The organism is Hydrogenophaga aromaticivorans (assembly GCF_013387465.1).
In the GTDB taxonomy this organism is placed as follows: Bacteria; Pseudomonadota; Gammaproteobacteria; order Burkholderiales; family Burkholderiaceae_C; genus Hydrogenophaga; species Hydrogenophaga aromaticivorans.
The window spans coordinates 37,469-51,479 of the sequence record NZ_VYGV01000027.1 but is presented as its reverse complement, the minus strand read 5'-3'; the positions used below and the strand labels follow the sequence as shown (position 1 = coordinate 51,479).

16 protein-coding genes are annotated in these 14,011 nt (G+C 69.1%); 8 read left to right on the top strand and 8 right to left on the bottom strand.

What is annotated here, in order from left to right; all coding sequences use genetic code 11:
* Positions 1 to 114: 114 nt before the first annotated feature.
* On the bottom strand, positions 115 to 1,032 hold the full coding sequence (locus tag F3K02_RS24770) for a helix-turn-helix domain-containing protein (protein WP_177139058.1): 918 nt from the start codon (positions 1,030 to 1,032) through the stop codon (positions 115 to 117).
* A 111-nt stretch (positions 1,033 to 1,143) separates the two neighbouring features.
* Between F3K02_RS24770 and F3K02_RS24765 the strand changes: the two genes are divergently transcribed.
* From F3K02_RS24765 to F3K02_RS24745, 5 genes are all read left to right on the top strand, one after another.
* Positions 1,144 to 1,968 (top strand): SDR family NAD(P)-dependent oxidoreductase, encoded by an 825-nt coding sequence (locus F3K02_RS24765; RefSeq protein WP_177139057.1) that lies wholly within the window; start codon positions 1,144 to 1,146, stop codon positions 1,966 to 1,968.
* A gap of 10 nt (positions 1,969 to 1,978) precedes the next feature.
* Complete coding sequence (locus F3K02_RS24760) at positions 1,979 to 3,667, top strand: FAD-dependent oxidoreductase (RefSeq protein WP_177139056.1); 1,689 nt, start codon at positions 1,979 to 1,981, stop codon at positions 3,665 to 3,667.
* Between the two features lie 95 nt (positions 3,668 to 3,762).
* Positions 3,763 to 4,110 carry an NIPSNAP family protein gene (locus F3K02_RS27720; RefSeq protein WP_343067162.1) on the top strand — a complete coding sequence of 116 codons (348 nt, stop codon included), beginning with the start codon at positions 3,763 to 3,765 and terminating at the stop codon, positions 4,108 to 4,110.
* Positions 4,107 to 4,919 carry an SDR family NAD(P)-dependent oxidoreductase gene (locus F3K02_RS24750; protein WP_177139053.1) on the top strand — a complete coding sequence of 271 codons (813 nt, stop codon included), beginning with the start codon at positions 4,107 to 4,109 and terminating at the stop codon, positions 4,917 to 4,919. Before F3K02_RS27720 ends, F3K02_RS24750 begins: the two co-directional genes overlap by 4 nt.
* A gap of 99 nt (positions 4,920 to 5,018) precedes the next feature.
* Positions 5,019 to 5,846, top strand: a complete 828-nt coding sequence (locus F3K02_RS24745; protein WP_177139052.1) for an SDR family NAD(P)-dependent oxidoreductase — start codon at positions 5,019 to 5,021, stop codon at positions 5,844 to 5,846.
* A gap of 111 nt (positions 5,847 to 5,957) precedes the next feature.
* Here the strand turns inward: F3K02_RS24745 and F3K02_RS24740 are convergent, their stop codons facing one another.
* Positions 5,958 to 6,848 (bottom strand): EamA family transporter, encoded by an 891-nt coding sequence (locus tag F3K02_RS24740; protein WP_177139051.1) that lies wholly within the window; start codon positions 6,846 to 6,848, stop codon positions 5,958 to 5,960.
* A 107-nt stretch (positions 6,849 to 6,955) separates the two neighbouring features.
* Here F3K02_RS24740 and F3K02_RS24735 point away from each other — a divergent pair, with 107 nt between their 5' ends.
* Positions 6,956 to 7,615 carry a glutathione S-transferase family protein gene (locus F3K02_RS24735; protein WP_177139050.1) on the top strand — a complete coding sequence of 220 codons (660 nt, stop codon included), beginning with the start codon at positions 6,956 to 6,958 and terminating at the stop codon, positions 7,613 to 7,615.
* Positions 7,616 to 7,871: 256 nt separating this feature from the next.
* Here the strand turns inward: F3K02_RS24735 and F3K02_RS24730 are convergent, their stop codons facing one another.
* The 4 genes from F3K02_RS24730 to F3K02_RS24715 all read right to left on the bottom strand — a co-directional run bounded on the left by F3K02_RS24730 (position 7,872) and on the right by F3K02_RS24715 (position 9,792).
* The gene (locus F3K02_RS24730) at positions 7,872 to 8,066 is read right to left on the bottom strand and encodes a hypothetical protein (RefSeq protein WP_177139049.1); all 195 of its coding nucleotides are present in this window, start codon (positions 8,064 to 8,066) and stop codon (positions 7,872 to 7,874) included.
* A 31-nt stretch (positions 8,067 to 8,097) separates the two neighbouring features.
* Positions 8,098 to 8,397: a DUF2845 domain-containing protein gene (locus F3K02_RS24725; RefSeq protein ID WP_218179577.1), complete on the bottom strand. Its 300-nt coding sequence runs from the start codon at positions 8,395 to 8,397 to the stop codon at positions 8,098 to 8,100.
* Positions 8,398 to 8,423: 26 nt separating this feature from the next.
* Complete coding sequence (locus tag F3K02_RS24720) at positions 8,424 to 8,975, bottom strand: hypothetical protein (RefSeq protein ID WP_177139046.1); 552 nt, start codon at positions 8,973 to 8,975, stop codon at positions 8,424 to 8,426.
* A gap of 100 nt (positions 8,976 to 9,075) precedes the next feature.
* Positions 9,076 to 9,792, bottom strand: coding sequence for a class I SAM-dependent methyltransferase (locus F3K02_RS24715; protein ID WP_246309792.1), 717 nt, complete (start codon positions 9,790 to 9,792; stop codon positions 9,076 to 9,078).
* Between the two features lie 53 nt (positions 9,793 to 9,845).
* Between F3K02_RS24715 and F3K02_RS24710 the strand changes: the two genes are divergently transcribed.
* Positions 9,846 to 10,718, top strand: a complete 873-nt coding sequence (locus F3K02_RS24710) for a LysR family transcriptional regulator (protein WP_177139044.1) — start codon at positions 9,846 to 9,848, stop codon at positions 10,716 to 10,718.
* Between the two features lie 135 nt (positions 10,719 to 10,853).
* On the opposite strand, the gene F3K02_RS24705 is transcribed toward F3K02_RS24710, so the two are convergent.
* Positions 10,854 to 11,492 carry an FMN-binding negative transcriptional regulator gene (locus F3K02_RS24705; RefSeq protein ID WP_177139042.1) on the bottom strand — a complete coding sequence of 213 codons (639 nt, stop codon included), beginning with the start codon at positions 11,490 to 11,492 and terminating at the stop codon, positions 10,854 to 10,856.
* 127 nt (positions 11,493 to 11,619) lie between these two features.
* Here F3K02_RS24705 and F3K02_RS24700 point away from each other — a divergent pair, with 127 nt between their 5' ends.
* Complete coding sequence (locus tag F3K02_RS24700; RefSeq protein ID WP_177139040.1) at positions 11,620 to 12,465, top strand: NYN domain-containing protein; 846 nt, start codon at positions 11,620 to 11,622, stop codon at positions 12,463 to 12,465.
* A 34-nt stretch (positions 12,466 to 12,499) separates the two neighbouring features.
* Here the strand turns inward: F3K02_RS24700 and F3K02_RS24695 are convergent, their stop codons facing one another.
* The gene (locus F3K02_RS24695) at positions 12,500 to 14,011 is read right to left on the bottom strand and encodes a tripartite tricarboxylate transporter permease (protein WP_177139038.1); all 1,512 of its coding nucleotides are present in this window, start codon (positions 14,009 to 14,011) and stop codon (positions 12,500 to 12,502) included.

Genomic DNA, 14,011 nt, shown 5'->3' with positions numbered 1-14,011 from the left:
AGGCGGTGCGCCCTGCAAAGCGAAGTAAAGGAGGAGACGTCGGCTGCAGGCCGGCGTCGGGGGACATGAGCGGCGCAGGGCGCACCGCCTCTGCGCGTCCACCCAGGTCTGTGTTCATTCCGGCGCTGGCGCCCCAGCCAACTGCGCCAACGCCTGCGCCCGGAACTCGCGCGGGCTCAAACCGGTGTGGCGTTTGAAAAAGCGGCTGAAGTAGGCGTCGTCTTCAAAGCCGAGTTCGCCCGCCAGCTGCTTGATGCTGCTGCTGGTGTAGACCAGATCGCGCTGCGCTTCGTGCAGCAGGCGCGCGTTGATCACGTCCAGGCTCGACATGCCCAGCACCTCGCGGCAGATGCGCGAGAGCTGGCCGGCCGTGAGGCCCAAGGCCTCGGCGTAGTTCTGCACCGGCCAGTGCGCGCAGAAATGCTGGTCGAGCAGGGTCTTGAACTGCTCGATCTGCCGGTTCTTGCGCGAGCCCGCCGCCGGCTCGGCGCGTGTGCCCGCGTCGGGCGCGCCGGCGATGCGCGCCACCTGCACCAGCAGCGCGGTCAGCAGCGACATGCCGGCGGCTGTCTGCCCGCTGGCGTGGATGCGCGACTCGCGCTCCAGCGCCAGGAACAGCGGCATCAGCGAATCCACGTGGCGGTTGTCGCCCGGCAGCGGAATCACGCGCGGCGTGCGGATCACCGCCAGCAGCTCCGGCATCAACAGCGTGGCCATCGACTCCAGCACCTTCTGCGTGGCGGTGATCACCGGTCCGTCCACCTGCGGCGAGAAGCTGAAGCCGTGCGCCGCGCCAGCGGGGATCACGATGAAGCAGGGCGCATCGGCGCGGATGCGGGCGTTGTTGACCGTGACCTCGGCAAACCCCGCGCTCAGGTAGAGCAGTTGCACGAAGGCGTCGTGCCGGTGCACCTGGATCTCCCACTGGTAGGGCTTCGAGCGCTGGGGTATCCATTCAAAGCTGAACGAATTCGACCAGGCGGGCGAAGCCTGGTCGCCATACAGGTCGTAGTTCGGTATCGTTTTGGCCATGGGCCGTGTCTCCCGTGTTGTGCACGAATTGTCCTGTTGCTGGCTGGAATCGTCAAACCCGCTGCCACCCTGCGCGGGAACAATGAACCTCCTCAGAACAAGGAGACAAACATGTCGGCATCCTCCCTCCCCGCTGCGGGCCACTGGCTGGGGCTCGAAGGCCGGGTTTGCGCCGTCACCGGCGCGGCCAGCGGCATCGGCGCCTCGGTGGCGCGCCAGCTCGCCGCGGCCGGTGCGCACGTGGCCTTGCTCGACCGCGACCTCGCCGGTTGCGAGACCCTGGCGGCCGAACTCGCAGCCCAAGGCGCGCGCACCCTGGCCGTGGGCTGCGACATCGCCAGCGAAGCGCAGACCCTGGCCGCGTCCGCGAAAGTGCAGGCCGAACTGGGCGACTGCGCCGCGCTGATCAACAACGCCGGCCTGCTGCGCCCGGGCAGCCTGGACAGTGTCAGCCTCGACGACTGGAACGCTGTGCTCAGCGTCAACCTCACCGGCTACCTGCTGTGCTCGCGCGCCTTCAAGCCGCAACTGGCGCGCACGCGCGGCGCGCTGGTGCACGTGGCCTCCATCTCGGCCAACTTCCCGCAGAGCCACAGCGGCGCCTACAGCGCGGGCAAGGCCGGCGTGCTGCTGATGTCGCGCCAGATGGCGGCCGAGTGGGGCCCGCTGGGCATCCGCAGCAACGCCATCTGTCCCGGGATGATCCGCACCGCCTTGTCGGCGAAGTTCTACGAAGAGCCGGGCTTTGAAGCCAGGCGTGCGTTGGTCACGGCCAGCCGCCGCATCGGCGAGCCGCAGGACATCGCCGACGTGGCCCTGTTCCTGGCCAGCCCGCGTGCGGGTTACATGAACGGCGCCGAACTCGCTGTCGATGGCGGTATGTCGTCGATGCTGATGGATATGGTGCCGCGCCCTGGATACAACAAGACCGCATAAGGAGACACCCATGAAAAACGAATACGACCTGATCGTCATCGGCTCCGGCGCTGCCGGCCTGGCCACCGCCATCACCGCGAAAAAGCGCGGGCTGGACGTCGTGGTGCTGGAGAAAGAACCCGTGTTCGGCGGCACCACCGCGCTCTCGGGCGGCGTGCTCTGGATCCCGCTGGGGCCGCACGGCCGGCAGCAGAACCCCGCCGACACGCGCGAGGCTGTGCGCCGCTACATGATGGAGGAGACCGGCGCCTTCTACGACGAAGCCGCGGTCGAAGCCTTCATCGACAACGGCCCGAAGATGGTGCAGTTCTTCGAACGAGAGACGGCGATGCAGTTCGTGCCCACGCTCTACCCGGACTACCACCCTGACGTGGCGGGTGGTGTGGACATCGGCCGCTCCATACTCGCCAAACCGTTCGACATCCGCGAGCTCGGCACCGACATGGCGCGCCTGAAACCGCCGCTGAAGACCATCACCTTCATCGGCATGATGTTCAACTCGTCGAACGCCGACCTCAAACATTTCTTCCAGGTCACGAAGTCGCTCACGTCTTTCCTCTACGTGGCCAAGCGACTGGCCACGCACCTCAAGGAGCTCGCGCTCTACCGCCGCGGCATCGCGGTCACCAGCGGCAACGCGCTGGCGGCGCGCCTGGCCAAGTCGGCGCTGGACCTGGGCATCCCCATCCTCACCAGCACGCCGGCGCAAGGCATTCAGATGGACGGGGAACGCGCCGTGGGCGTGCGCACCGGGCAGGGCACGCTGCGCGCGCGCCACGGCGTGGTGCTGGCCTGTGGCGGCTTCCCGCACGACGTGAAGCGCCTGGCCCAGGCCTACCCGCACGTGAAGCGCGGCCACCAGCACCTCTCGCCCACACCGGTCAGCAACACCGGCGACGGCGTGAACATGGCCGAGCAGCTCGGCGCTGTGGTGGACATCCGCTTCAAGGACGCGGCGGCGTGGATGCCGGTCTCACGCGTGGACTACGGCAAGGGCGAGATCGGTGTGTTCCCGCACCTGCTGGACCGTTACAAGCCCGGCATCATCGGCGTGCTGGCCAACGGGAAACGGTTCACCAACGAATCGAACTCGTACCACGACGTCGGTGCGGCCATGGTGCGCGCCTGCGAAGGCCAGAAAGAGACCGCCATGTGGCTGGTCTGTGACAAGGCCACGCTGGCCAGGTACGGCATCGGTTTCGTGAAGCCCGCGCCCATGCCCATCGGCAAGTTCCTGCGCAACGGTTACCTGATCAAGGGCAACACGCTCGCTGAACTCGCGAAGAACGCCGGCATCGACCCGGTCGGCCTGGAGCAGACCGTGCGCGAGTACAACGTCGGCGCCGTGAAAGGAGAAGACCCGGCTTTCGGTCGCGGTCGCACCAGCTTCAACCGCTACCTGGCCGATCCAGCCAACCAGCCCAACCCCTGCGTGGCGCCGGTGCAGGCCGGGCCGTTCTTCGCGGTCAAGCTCATCATGGGCGACCTCGGCACCTTCGACGGCATCCAGACCAGCGTGGTTGGCGAAGTGCTCCGGCGCGACGGCTCGGCCATCGCCAGCCTCTACGCCGTGGGCAACGACCGCGCTAGCATCATGGGCGGCAACTACCCCGGCGCCGGCATCACGCACGGTCCGAACATGACCTTTGGCTACGTCACCGGCAACCACATCGCCGACCGCGCGGGAGCAGCCGCATGAGCGCCGCGCCGGGCCGTTCCCAAGCCAGCTCGCACCGCAGCCCGCAGGGCGAAGGTACCCCAGTGAGCACCGCCATCACACCACTGCCCTGGCCGGTGAGCAGCGCTTCGTCGCTCAGCAAGCCGCTCGTGGACCACCGCATCTACACCATCACCCTGCGCAAGATGCCGGAGTTTCTGGACGTGTTCAACCGCCTGGCCATGCCCATCCTGATGCAGACGCTGGGCCACCCGGTGGGCTTCTACACCAGCCTAGTGGGGCCACAAAACCAGTTCGTTCACCTCTGGGCTTATGAGGGCCTGGCCGACTACGAGCGCCGCTGCCAGGCGCGCGACACCCACCCGGATTTCCCGGCCTACCTGCAAGCCTCGGCCCACCTGATCACCGCGCAGGAAACGCGCCTGATCCGCGCGGTGCAGATGCCGGGCTGGAGGCCGGCATGAGCGCGGCGCAGGACGAAGGCATGTCTGCCAACGCTCCCGTGGCCATCGTCACCGGTGCGGCCGATGGCATCGGCTGGGCCACCGCACAATGCCTGGCGCAGCAGGACTGGCGCGTGGCGCTGCTCGATCTGCGGGCCGAAGCCGCGTTGGCGCGCGCCGCAGAACTCGGCCCCGGCCACCTGGGCCTGGGCTGCGACGTGACCGACTCGAACGCGGTGCACGCCGCGGTGTCCGCCGTGTTGGCGCAGTGGGGTCGCATCGACGGCCTGGTCAACAACGCCGGCATCGGCGACCAGTCCGTGCCCACACTGCAGCAGACGGTGGACGGCTTCGACCGCGTGCTCGCGGTGCACCTGCGCGGCCAGTTCCTCATGAGCCAGGCGGTGGCCGGCGTGCTGCTGGCGCAAGCGGCCGATGCACGCGGGCAGCGCGGGGCCATCGTCAACATCGCGTCCATCGCGGCGCTCGGCGGCATCCCCGCGCGCAACGCCTACAGCGCGGCCAAGGCCGGCGTGGTGGGCATGACGCGCGCCATGGCCATGGAATGGGCGCGCCAGGGTCTGCGCGTGAACGCGGTGGCGCCGGGCTATGTGGCCACCGCACTGGTGGCCGAACTCGCCGGCAAAGGCGCGATCGACGGTGCCGCCATTGCGCGCCGCACGCCGCTGGGGCGCATGGCGGAGCCAGCCGAGATCGCACAGGCCATCGTTTTCCTGCTCTCGCCCGCGGCGAGCTACATCACCGGCTCAGTGCTGCCGGTGGACGGTGGCTGGTCCGCGCTCGGCGCGCCCGAGGCGTCGCTCGGCTGACACGGCCGGTCCGCATGCGGCGGGGGCGGGGGGCGGGTTCACCCCGCATCGACAAGCGCGCGGCGGCCCCCTAGAGTTTGACCACCACGGAGTCCGAACATGCCCGACACCCCATCGACCCCCACCCAGCACGCGCTCGTCACCGGCGCCACCGGCGGCATTGGCCGCGGCATCTGTTTCGCGCTCATCGAACAGGCGCGAAAGGACGGCGTGCGCCTGCACATCAGCGCCGCCGCCTCGCAGCACGGCGACAAGCTCGAAGCCCTGGTGCACGAATTGCGCGCGAAAGGTGTGGGCGCTTCCGGCGTGGCCGGCGACATCACCGACCCCACACAATGCGCCGCGCTGGTGGCCAAGGCCCAGGCCAGCGGCGGCGACCTGACCGCGCTGATCTGCAACGCCGGTGCGTCGGGTCCCGGCAAGCTGGCCGAGCTGTCGATCGCGCAGTGGGACCTGACCTTCAACCTCAACGCGCGTTCGGCCTGGCTGCTGGCGCGCGCCGCCCGCGAGCAGCTGGCGCGCACGCGCGGCAGCGTCACCGCCATCGCGTCCATGTCGGGCCTGCACCCGCACCCCGGCAACGGCGCCTATTCGGCCGCCAAGGCCGCGCTCATCATGCTGTGCCGCCAGCTGGCGCAGGAATGGGCCGGCGAGGGCATCCGCGTCAACACGGTGTGCCCCGGCATGGTCCGCACACCGCTCACCGAAGCCATGTACCAGGACGCCGACATCCACGCCCGCCGCGTCGCCCTGGTGCCGCTGGGCCGCATCGGCCAGCCCGACGACGTGGGCGCCGCCGTGGCCTGGCTCAGCAGCGCGGGCGCGGCCTACGTGACCGGGCAGAACCTGGTGGTGGACGGCGGTGTGGCCGACCACATGCTGAGCATGCTGCCGGGCCGGCCGGGCCGCGCGCCCGTGGACGACTGAAACGGTTTCGCCTTCAAACGCATGACTGCGTTGGTTCGCCTGGCCGTGCTACAGCACTGTCTGCGGCTCCCGCCTTGTTCTGCGCTTGAACGCAAAACCGTATGCGGTTTTTCAAGGAATCGGGTCTTCCACGCCGCTGCGGCGCAACGGGTTGAAACCCGTCACCAGCGCGGTCGCCAGCAACACCAGCGCACCGCCCGCGAAGATGCCGGAAGACACCACTTCGCCCAGCACCAGGTGGCCCCAGGTGACGCCAAACACCGGGATCAGGAACACCGGGCTCATCGCCGCCACCGGCGACACGTGGCGAATGATGCGCAGGTGCGCCCAGTAGGCCAGGCCCGAGGTGATCACACCCAGCACCAGCAACACGCCCAGTGCGACGGGCGTGAACCGGGCCTGTGACCAGGCCAGCGCGGCACCCGGCAGCACGAGCACCAGCGAGATCACATGGATGCCGGCCGCGATGGCCAGCGGCTGCATGTGCGCCGTGGCGCGTTTCATGAGCGGGGTCGACAGGCCGTAGCAGGCGGCGGCCCCGATGCAGGCCAGCGCGGCCAGCAGGGTGGGGGCGTCGGGCTGCACGGGCCCGAGCCGTACGATCAGGCCCACACCCACGAAGCCGCACAGGCAACCCAGCAGCTTGCGCCCGGTCAGGGTGTCTTCCTTGAACCAGGCCGATGACAGCGTGCCGAACAGCACCGCGGTGGTGTTGAGCAACGCGCTGTAGCCCGCGGGCAGGCGCAGCGCGGCCCAGGCGTAGAGCAGGAACGGCACCACCACCGAGAGCAAGCCGAGCACCAGCAACTCGCGCCAGTGTTGCCAGGGCCAGCGGTGGTTGAGCACGCGCATGATCACCGAGAGCGTCAGCGCCGCGAGCCCCACGCGCCCGCCCGCCAGCACCAGCGGTCCGAGCAGGGGGCTGGCGATGCGTAGGAAAAGAAAGGAGGCGCCCCAGAGCGCGGAGAGGCCGACGAGCTGGGCGAAGTGGTGGGCTTTCACCGGGCCATTGTCGGGGTGAACCGGCGGGGGCGCTGTCCGACGGCTGACAGGTCCTGTAGAGTTCATCGCCTGCCTGCTGCCAGCGGTTTGAATCCAGAGGTTCCACCATGTCGCTCGTGCTTTACGGTCACCCCTTTTCCTCGTACACGCAGAAAGCGCTCATCGCGCTCTACGAGAACGACACCCCGTTCGAATTCCGCTGTATCGGGCCGGACACGCCGGAGCACGCAGCGGAGTGGCTGCGGCGTTGGCCCATCGCCCGGTTCCCGATGCTGCTGGACGGCGAACGCCAGATCGTCGAGACCAGCCTCATCATCGAATACCTGCAACTCGCGCACCCCGGCCCCGTGCGCCTGCTGCCCGCCGACCCGATGGCCGCGCTGGACGTGCGCTTCCTCGACCGCTACTTCGATCTGTACGTGATGAGCGCGATGCAGCTGGCGGTGGACACCGCGCTCCAGCGCTATCCGATGACGGTCGAAAAAGGGCGGGCCATCGCCAGCGAGCGGCTGGAGCGCGCCTACGTCTGGCTTGAAGGACACCTGGCCGGCAAGACATGGGCCACTGGCGAACACTTCACGCTGGCCGACTGCGCCGCAGCACCGTCGCTGTTCTATGCGGACTGGGTGCACCGGATTCCCGAGACCTACCCCGCGCTGCGCGCCTACCGCGCGCGCTTGCTGGCCCGCCCGTCGTTCGCCCGGGCGGTGGAAGAGGCTCGGCCGTATCGTTCGTTCTTCCCACTCGGCGCGCCGGACCGGGACTGAGGCGCCGCGGCGCTCCAAGTCGATCTCTGCAAACCCCAACGAAGCCACCACACACACCATGCCGCCCAGCGCCCGCGCACCCTGGCTTGGGTCAGCGGGAAGTCGCCCGCCAGCGTGGTGAAGGCCGGCGTCCAGGGTTCGCGCGATGCGGCGAACTGCGCCTGCCGGTTCTCCGGCGCCGCAGCGTGCGCCGCCATTGGCGCCAGCGAGGGAGCGGCCCCGATGAGCCGTGACCGGGTCAACAGCTCACGGCGTTTCATGCGGTGCCCCCGTCCATCTCGACCTTCTGCGACCACACGGCCCGGTGGTTTGCGAAGGCGTCGGCGCTGTCGAAAACGGCCAGGCAGAGCGTGGCCGGACCGGACGGGCCGTGCGTCACCGTCACGCGCAGGGCGGCCGCGTTCACCAGCATCGGCGTCGCCAGCACGGCGAAGGCGAGGGCTGCTTTCATGAGCGTCCTTTCAAGTTGCACGCGCCCGGCATCAGCGGGCGATCTTGCGTTCGACCTCCGCGACCCGGCCCGCGTGGAAACGGACGATGGTCAGCGTCTGAGGGTCCCGGGCGTTGGGGAAGTAGGTCCAGGTCTTTTCTTCGGGTTGACCCCTGACGGCGCGGAGCAAGGCTTCGTGGTCGGGCTGACCGATCTTCAGCACCACCTCCCCTTCGCCCATGCCCTTGCGGATGAACTTGCGCTCCCCGGCGTCTGCGGCCAGGGTGGACGCGCTGGCCAGCAGCAGGGCCGCAGCGAGCGGCGCGAGGGTTGGGTGGGTCACACGGTGCATGAACGGCTCCATGGGGTTCGTGGGGGTCATCGGACGAAGCAGTTGTCGGCGGGCACTGTGGCCAGGCTCGCCGACACCGCCCGCAGGGAGGGCTGGCTGGTCGGGATGTCGTCGCCCAGCAGGCACAGCAGGGCCGGCGAGCGCAGCGTCCAGATGGCGCCGAAGCGGGTGCCGGTGACGGTGCGGAACACGCCCCAGTGCGCGGCCAGGCCCGCGCCCGACTCGGACCGGTCGAAGCTCACAGCCCCCAGCTTTGAGGGGCCGGCCAGGCGCGAGCCCCCGGCGCATTCGTTGCCGCCGAAGGTCAGCACCCCTTCGTGGTAGTCGAGCGTGTTCGCGCCGGTGACGCGGGCGCGCAGCATCTTCTTGAACGACTGACCGCCGGTCTTCACGCAGCCCTTCTGCACCCAGTCACCTTCGAGCGCCTCGATGGACGCCGAAGGCGCGGTGCCGCCGGAGCCGCCGTCGGGCGCGTCGTCACCGCCCCCGCCGCAGGCACCCAGGGCCAGGGCGGTGAGCACCATCAGCCAGGTGACGGGGCGGCGGGCAAAGCCGTGCAGCGGGTGAATGCGTGGCATGAAAAAACTCCTGTGTCGGTCGGTGTGAAAAAACGCGGACGAACGCACGCCGGCAGGGCGAAGGAAGCCTCGCCTGGGTCGGTGTGCGGGGTGGGGAAACTCAGCCCGGCTTGCGGGCCACGATGAAGACGCGGATGTCCTTGCCCTTGGTGCCGTGGCGCTCGACCGCCTCGATCACCAGGCCCTGGCGGACCATGGCGGCCTGAAGCGCTTCGGCGTCGAAGCACAGCACGTCGGGCGCCTTGCCGATGGCGCGCATCAGGGGAATCGCCAGCCAGGGAATCAGCGGATTCATCTCGGCGATGCAGGCGGTCTTGGAGATCAGCCGGCCGCCCGGCCGCAAGGCCTGCACCACCGCGCCCAGTGCGCCGTCCAGGTCGCTCACCAGATGCAGCAGGTTGAAGGCCAGCACCGAGTCGTACTCGCCGGGACGGGCCATCGGCGCGTCGGCGTCGGCCACCGCAAAGCTCAGCTGCGGCACCGGCTGCGCCGCCAGCTTCTCGCGGGCGATGGCAATCATGTGTGACGAGACGTCCGTGGCCAGCAGCCGCCCGGTGAACGGCGCCAGGCGCAGCGCGGTGCTGCCGGTGCCGCAACCGATCTCCAGCACCGCCTGCTCCAGGGTCAGCAGGCCCTGCACACGCCGCAGCGTGGCCTCGTAACCCGGCATGTCGGCAATCGGGTCGGCCGCGTACTTGCGGGCGACGCGGTCCCAGAAGCGGGCCTTGCGGGCGGCTGGATCGCCGGCCTGCGGCAGGCGGGTGGTGTCGGTGGTCGGGGTGGCGGTGGAAAACGGCATGGGATGGATGCTATCCATGCATGGCACCGCAGGGAATCGCGGAAATTTGCAGTGGAGATATACATTCACGCATGGACAAAATCGACTGGAACCAGCTCAGGGCCTTTCTGGAAACCGCCGAAACCGGCTCGCTCTCGGCCGCCGCGCGCAAGCTGGGCCTGACCCAGCCCACCCTGAGCCGCCAGGTGGCCGCGATTGAACAGCGCATGGGCGTGACCCTGTTCGAACGCGTGGGCAAGGCGATGGCGCTCACCCCCACCGGGCTGGACCTGCTGGAACACGCGCGAGCCATGGGCGCGGCCGCGCAGGCCCTGAGCCTGGCCGCGACCGGTCGCTCGCAGGCGGTGGGCGGCGTGGTCTCGGTCTCGGCCACCGACATGGTGGCGGCCCAACTGCTGCCCCCGCTGGTGCGGCAACTGCGCGAGCAGGAACCGGGCATCGCCATCGAGGTGATTTCGTCGAATGCGCTGAGCGACCTGCTGCGGCGCGAGGCGGACATTGCGATCCGCCACGTCAAGCCCGATCAGCCGGACTTGATCGCCCGGCTGATCCGCGAGGCGACGGCCAGCTTCTACGCGTCCGAAGACTGGGTGAAGATCCACGGCCACCCGCGTACCGCCGAAGACGCGGTCCACCTGCCCTTCGTCGGCTCCGACCGCTCCGGCCAGTTCCTGGCCTACCTGCGCATGCACGGCCTGCCCCTGAGCGAAGCCAACTTCAGCAGCTATTCCGACCACTCGGTGGCGCACTGGGCGCTGGTGCGCCAGGGCATGGGCATCGGCGCCATGATGGACGAGATCGCCCGCGACACCCCGGGCATGGTGCGCGTGCTCGATGACCTGCCACCGGTGCGCTTTCCGATCTGGCTGGTCTCCCACCGCGAACTGCGCACTTCGCGGCGGATTCGGGTGGTGTTCGAGGCGTTGGCACAAGGACTGGCTTGAGGCCACTGAGATCAGACGGAACTCTCAACGACCGCAACCCGCGTTTCCGGCCCCGACATCAAACAGGGGCTTCCCGTCCGAAGGCGCCACTCGCGACTTGCCACGGCCGCAGCTGGCCCACGCCTGCTGCACACCTCAGGCCCCGCCGGCCCCACGCATCGCCTCCGCCGCTTCCAGATTCCCCAACCCCGCCACCCCCGCCGCTGCGCCCAGCCGGTCGCGCTCTTCGCGGTTCTGGCCGAGCTTGGATTTGCCCACCAGGCGGGTGACTTCGATCTCGATGCCGACGATGGCCTGCAGCAGGCCGTTGATGAAATCCGGCGCCGAGTCGCCCATCTTCCAGGGCTGGGCTTGCTGTGAGCGCTGCTCGTGTTCGCGCGTGAGGCGCGCCACCAGGCCGCGCACGAAGCGTTCGTCGTCCACCACGCGCAGGCGGCCGTGGGCGTGCACCACCTGGTAGTTCCAGGTCGGCACGTGGCGGTGGTGTTCGGGCTTGCTGGGGTACCAGTTGGGCGAGATGTAGGCCTCGCTGGCCTGGAAGATCACCAGCACGTCGGCGCCGTCCGCCGGGACCTCGCGCCACACCGGGTTGGCGCGCGCCACGTGGGCGCGCAGCGTGCCGTGCGGGCCGGTGGCTGCATCCAGCTCGAACGGAATGTGGTTGGCGTCCAGCCCGTTCGGACCGTGCGTGATGAGCGCGCCCAGCGGGTGTTCGCGCAGCACGCGTTGCAGTTCACCGGGGCGGCTTTCTTCGAACGGGGCGGGGATGTACATGGAGGGCCTCTGGGAACAGTGCTCAAACAGCACCCCGGCATTTTCGGCCCTTTGCGGCCGTGTGCGTTCGTCTGGACATGTGGGCGCGGCTGTGTACATTGCAGGTTCCACAAGGAGGTAGCAGCACATGCGGGTTTTTCTGATCGATGCCGACAACCTGTCTTCACCCGGCTGGGTGGACGAAGCCTTCAAGGCCCTCGAAACCGCCGAGGGCAGCCTCGCGGTACGGCGGGCCTACGGCAGCGCCGAAAACCTCAAAGGCCTGGCCGAGACGCTGCGCACCTGGGCGATCCGGCCGTTCGTGAACCTGTCGCTGAGCAAGAACACGACCGACATCGCGCTCGCCGCCGATGCCATGGCGTTCGCCTGCCAGCAGCCGGCGCCGGCCATGATCGTCATCGGCTCGGGCGATGCGGACTTTGTGCCGCTGGTGGTGCGGCTGCGGGAGCGGGGCATCCAGGTGGTCTGCGTCTCCGAGGCGAGCAAGATGGCGCCGGAGGCGGTGCCGGCCTACGACCGCGTGCTGTACGTGGGCCATGCCGCGTCGGCCCGACGTCCAACACCGTCGCCCGCACCGGCAGCCGCGCCCACCAAGGCCCGCCGCTCGGCGCCCGCTGCTGCGCCGGCCGCCAAGGCCGCTGCGAAAAAAGTGCCGGCCAAAAAGGCGGTCGCCCGCAAGGAAGTGCCCGCGGCCCCACCCGCTCCGAAGGAGTCCGCACGCAAGACGGCCGCGAAGCCGGCCGCGCCCGCCGACGCCCTCACGGTGCCGCGCATCCTGGCCGCGGTGCCGGCCCTCGAAGCCGGTGCCTGGCAGCCGCTGGGCGATGTGGCCAAGGCCCTGCGTGATGGTGGCTTGCTGGGCAAGAGCGCACTGTCGACCAAGCTGTTCAAGAAGTTTCCAGCGCACTTCGAGCTCCGGCCCGGCCGGCAGCCCAACGAGGTTCGCCTGGTGTCGTCTCCGGCGTCTGCCTGAAGGCGGGCGCCTGCACCCGGTGGGGCGCGCTTCCTCAACCGCGGACCGCCACCGGCTGCTGTCTGTGCGCCAGCAGGCGCATCCCGATCGGCACCACCAGCATCAGCGCGGCTGCCACCCACAGGCCGATGGTGATGGGGCTGCCCACGAGGATGCTGGCGTCGCCGTTGCTGATGGACAGCGCACGGCGCAGGTTCTGTTCCATCATGTCGCCGAGCACAAAGCCCAGGATCAGCGGCGCCATCGGCACGCCCTGCTTGCGCAGCAGGTAGGCGGCAAAGCCCAGCCCGGTCATGAGCACGAGGTCAAACGTGGTGGCGTGCACCGCGTACACGCCCACGCTGCTGACGGCCACGATGCCGGGCACCAGTAGCCAGTTGGGCACGCTCAGGACCTTGGTGAACACGCCCACCAGCGGGATGTTGAGCACCAGCAGGATCACGTTGGCCACGAACAGCGAGGCGATCAGGCCCCACACCAGATCGGGCTGCTGGGTGAACAGCGCCGGGCCGGGCGTGATGTTGTAGAGCGAGAGCGCGCCCACCATCACCGCCGTGGTGCCCGAGCCGGGCACGCCCAGCGTGAGCATGGGCACGAAGGAGCCGGTGGCGGCCGAGTTGTTGGCCGCTTCGGGCGCGGCGACGCCGCGGATGTCGCCCTTGCCGAAGGTGCCTTCGGTGTCGGTCAGACTCTTTTCCATGGAGTAGGTCATGGCGCTGGCGATGGTGGCGCCGGCGCCGGGCAGCACGCCCACCGCAAAGCCCACCACGCTGGAGCGCAGCGTGCCCCACCAGGTGGCCTTGAGTTCCAGCCAGTTGAACAACATGCGGCCGGTCTGCGTCACCATGCCGGCGTTGCTGTGGTGTTGCTGCAGCATCAGCAGCAGTTCGCTGATGGAGAACACGCCGATGACGACCACCACGAACTGGATGCCGTCGGACAGGTGGATGTCGCCGCCGGTGAAACGGTAGACGCCCGAGTTCGAATCCAGCCCCACACAGGACATGGACAGGCCGATGATGGCGGCCAGACCGGCCTTGACCGGCGCGTCGCCCATCAGGCCGGCGATGCAGGCGAAGGCGAAGCACATGAGAGCGAAGTACTCGGCCGGCCCGAACGAGAGCGCCCAGCTCGCCAGCAGCGGCGCCATCAGCACGATGCCGATGGTGGCGACCAGCGAGCCCACGAACGAGCTCCAGGCCGAGATCGACAGCGCGACGCCACCCAGGCCTTTGCGCGCCATGGGGTAGCCGTCGAGCGCAGTCATGATGGCGCCGGCGTCGCCCGGCACGTTGAGCAGGATGGACGAGATGCGCCCCCCGTATTCGCAGCCGATGTAGACCGCGGCCAGCAGGATCAGCGAGGCCTCGGGCGGCAGTTTCATGGCAAAGGCGAGCGGCATCAGGATGGCCACGCCGTTGATCGGGCCAAGACCGGGCAGCAGGCCGACGATGGTGCCGATGAAGCAGCCCATCGCGGCAATCAGCAGGTTGGTCGGGCTCAGCGCGACGCCAAAGCCCAGGATCAGGTGTTGCAAGGTATCCAT

Coding starts and splice junctions, on each gene's coding strand:
- F3K02_RS24750 (WP_177139053.1), top strand. CDS start 4,107: ATGAGCGCGGCGCAGGACGAAGGCATGTCTGCCAACGCTCCCGTGGCC.
- F3K02_RS24765 (WP_177139057.1), top strand. CDS start 1,144: ATGTCGGCATCCTCCCTCCCCGCTGCGGGCCACTGGCTGGGGCTCGAA.
- F3K02_RS24700 (WP_177139040.1), top strand. CDS start 11,620: ATGCGGGTTTTTCTGATCGATGCCGACAACCTGTCTTCACCCGGCTGG.
- F3K02_RS24715 (WP_246309792.1), bottom strand. CDS start 9,792: ATGGATAGCATCCATCCCATGCCGTTTTCCACCGCCACCCCGACCACC.
- F3K02_RS24695 (WP_177139038.1), bottom strand. CDS start 14,011: ATGGATACCTTGCAACACCTGATCCTGGGCTTTGGCGTCGCGCTGAGC.
- F3K02_RS24760 (WP_177139056.1), top strand. CDS start 1,979: ATGAAAAACGAATACGACCTGATCGTCATCGGCTCCGGCGCTGCCGGC.
- F3K02_RS24730 (WP_177139049.1), bottom strand. CDS start 8,066: ATGAAAGCAGCCCTCGCCTTCGCCGTGCTGGCGACGCCGATGCTGGTG.
- F3K02_RS24705 (WP_177139042.1), bottom strand. CDS start 11,492: ATGTACATCCCCGCCCCGTTCGAAGAAAGCCGCCCCGGTGAACTGCAA.
- F3K02_RS24725 (WP_218179577.1), bottom strand. CDS start 8,397: ATGCACCGTGTGACCCACCCAACCCTCGCGCCGCTCGCTGCGGCCCTG.
- F3K02_RS24720 (WP_177139046.1), bottom strand. CDS start 8,975: ATGCCACGCATTCACCCGCTGCACGGCTTTGCCCGCCGCCCCGTCACC.
- F3K02_RS24770 (WP_177139058.1), bottom strand. CDS start 1,032: ATGGCCAAAACGATACCGAACTACGACCTGTATGGCGACCAGGCTTCG.
- F3K02_RS24745 (WP_177139052.1), top strand. CDS start 5,019: ATGCCCGACACCCCATCGACCCCCACCCAGCACGCGCTCGTCACCGGC.
- F3K02_RS24710 (WP_177139044.1), top strand. CDS start 9,846: ATGGACAAAATCGACTGGAACCAGCTCAGGGCCTTTCTGGAAACCGCC.
- F3K02_RS24735 (WP_177139050.1), top strand. CDS start 6,956: ATGTCGCTCGTGCTTTACGGTCACCCCTTTTCCTCGTACACGCAGAAA.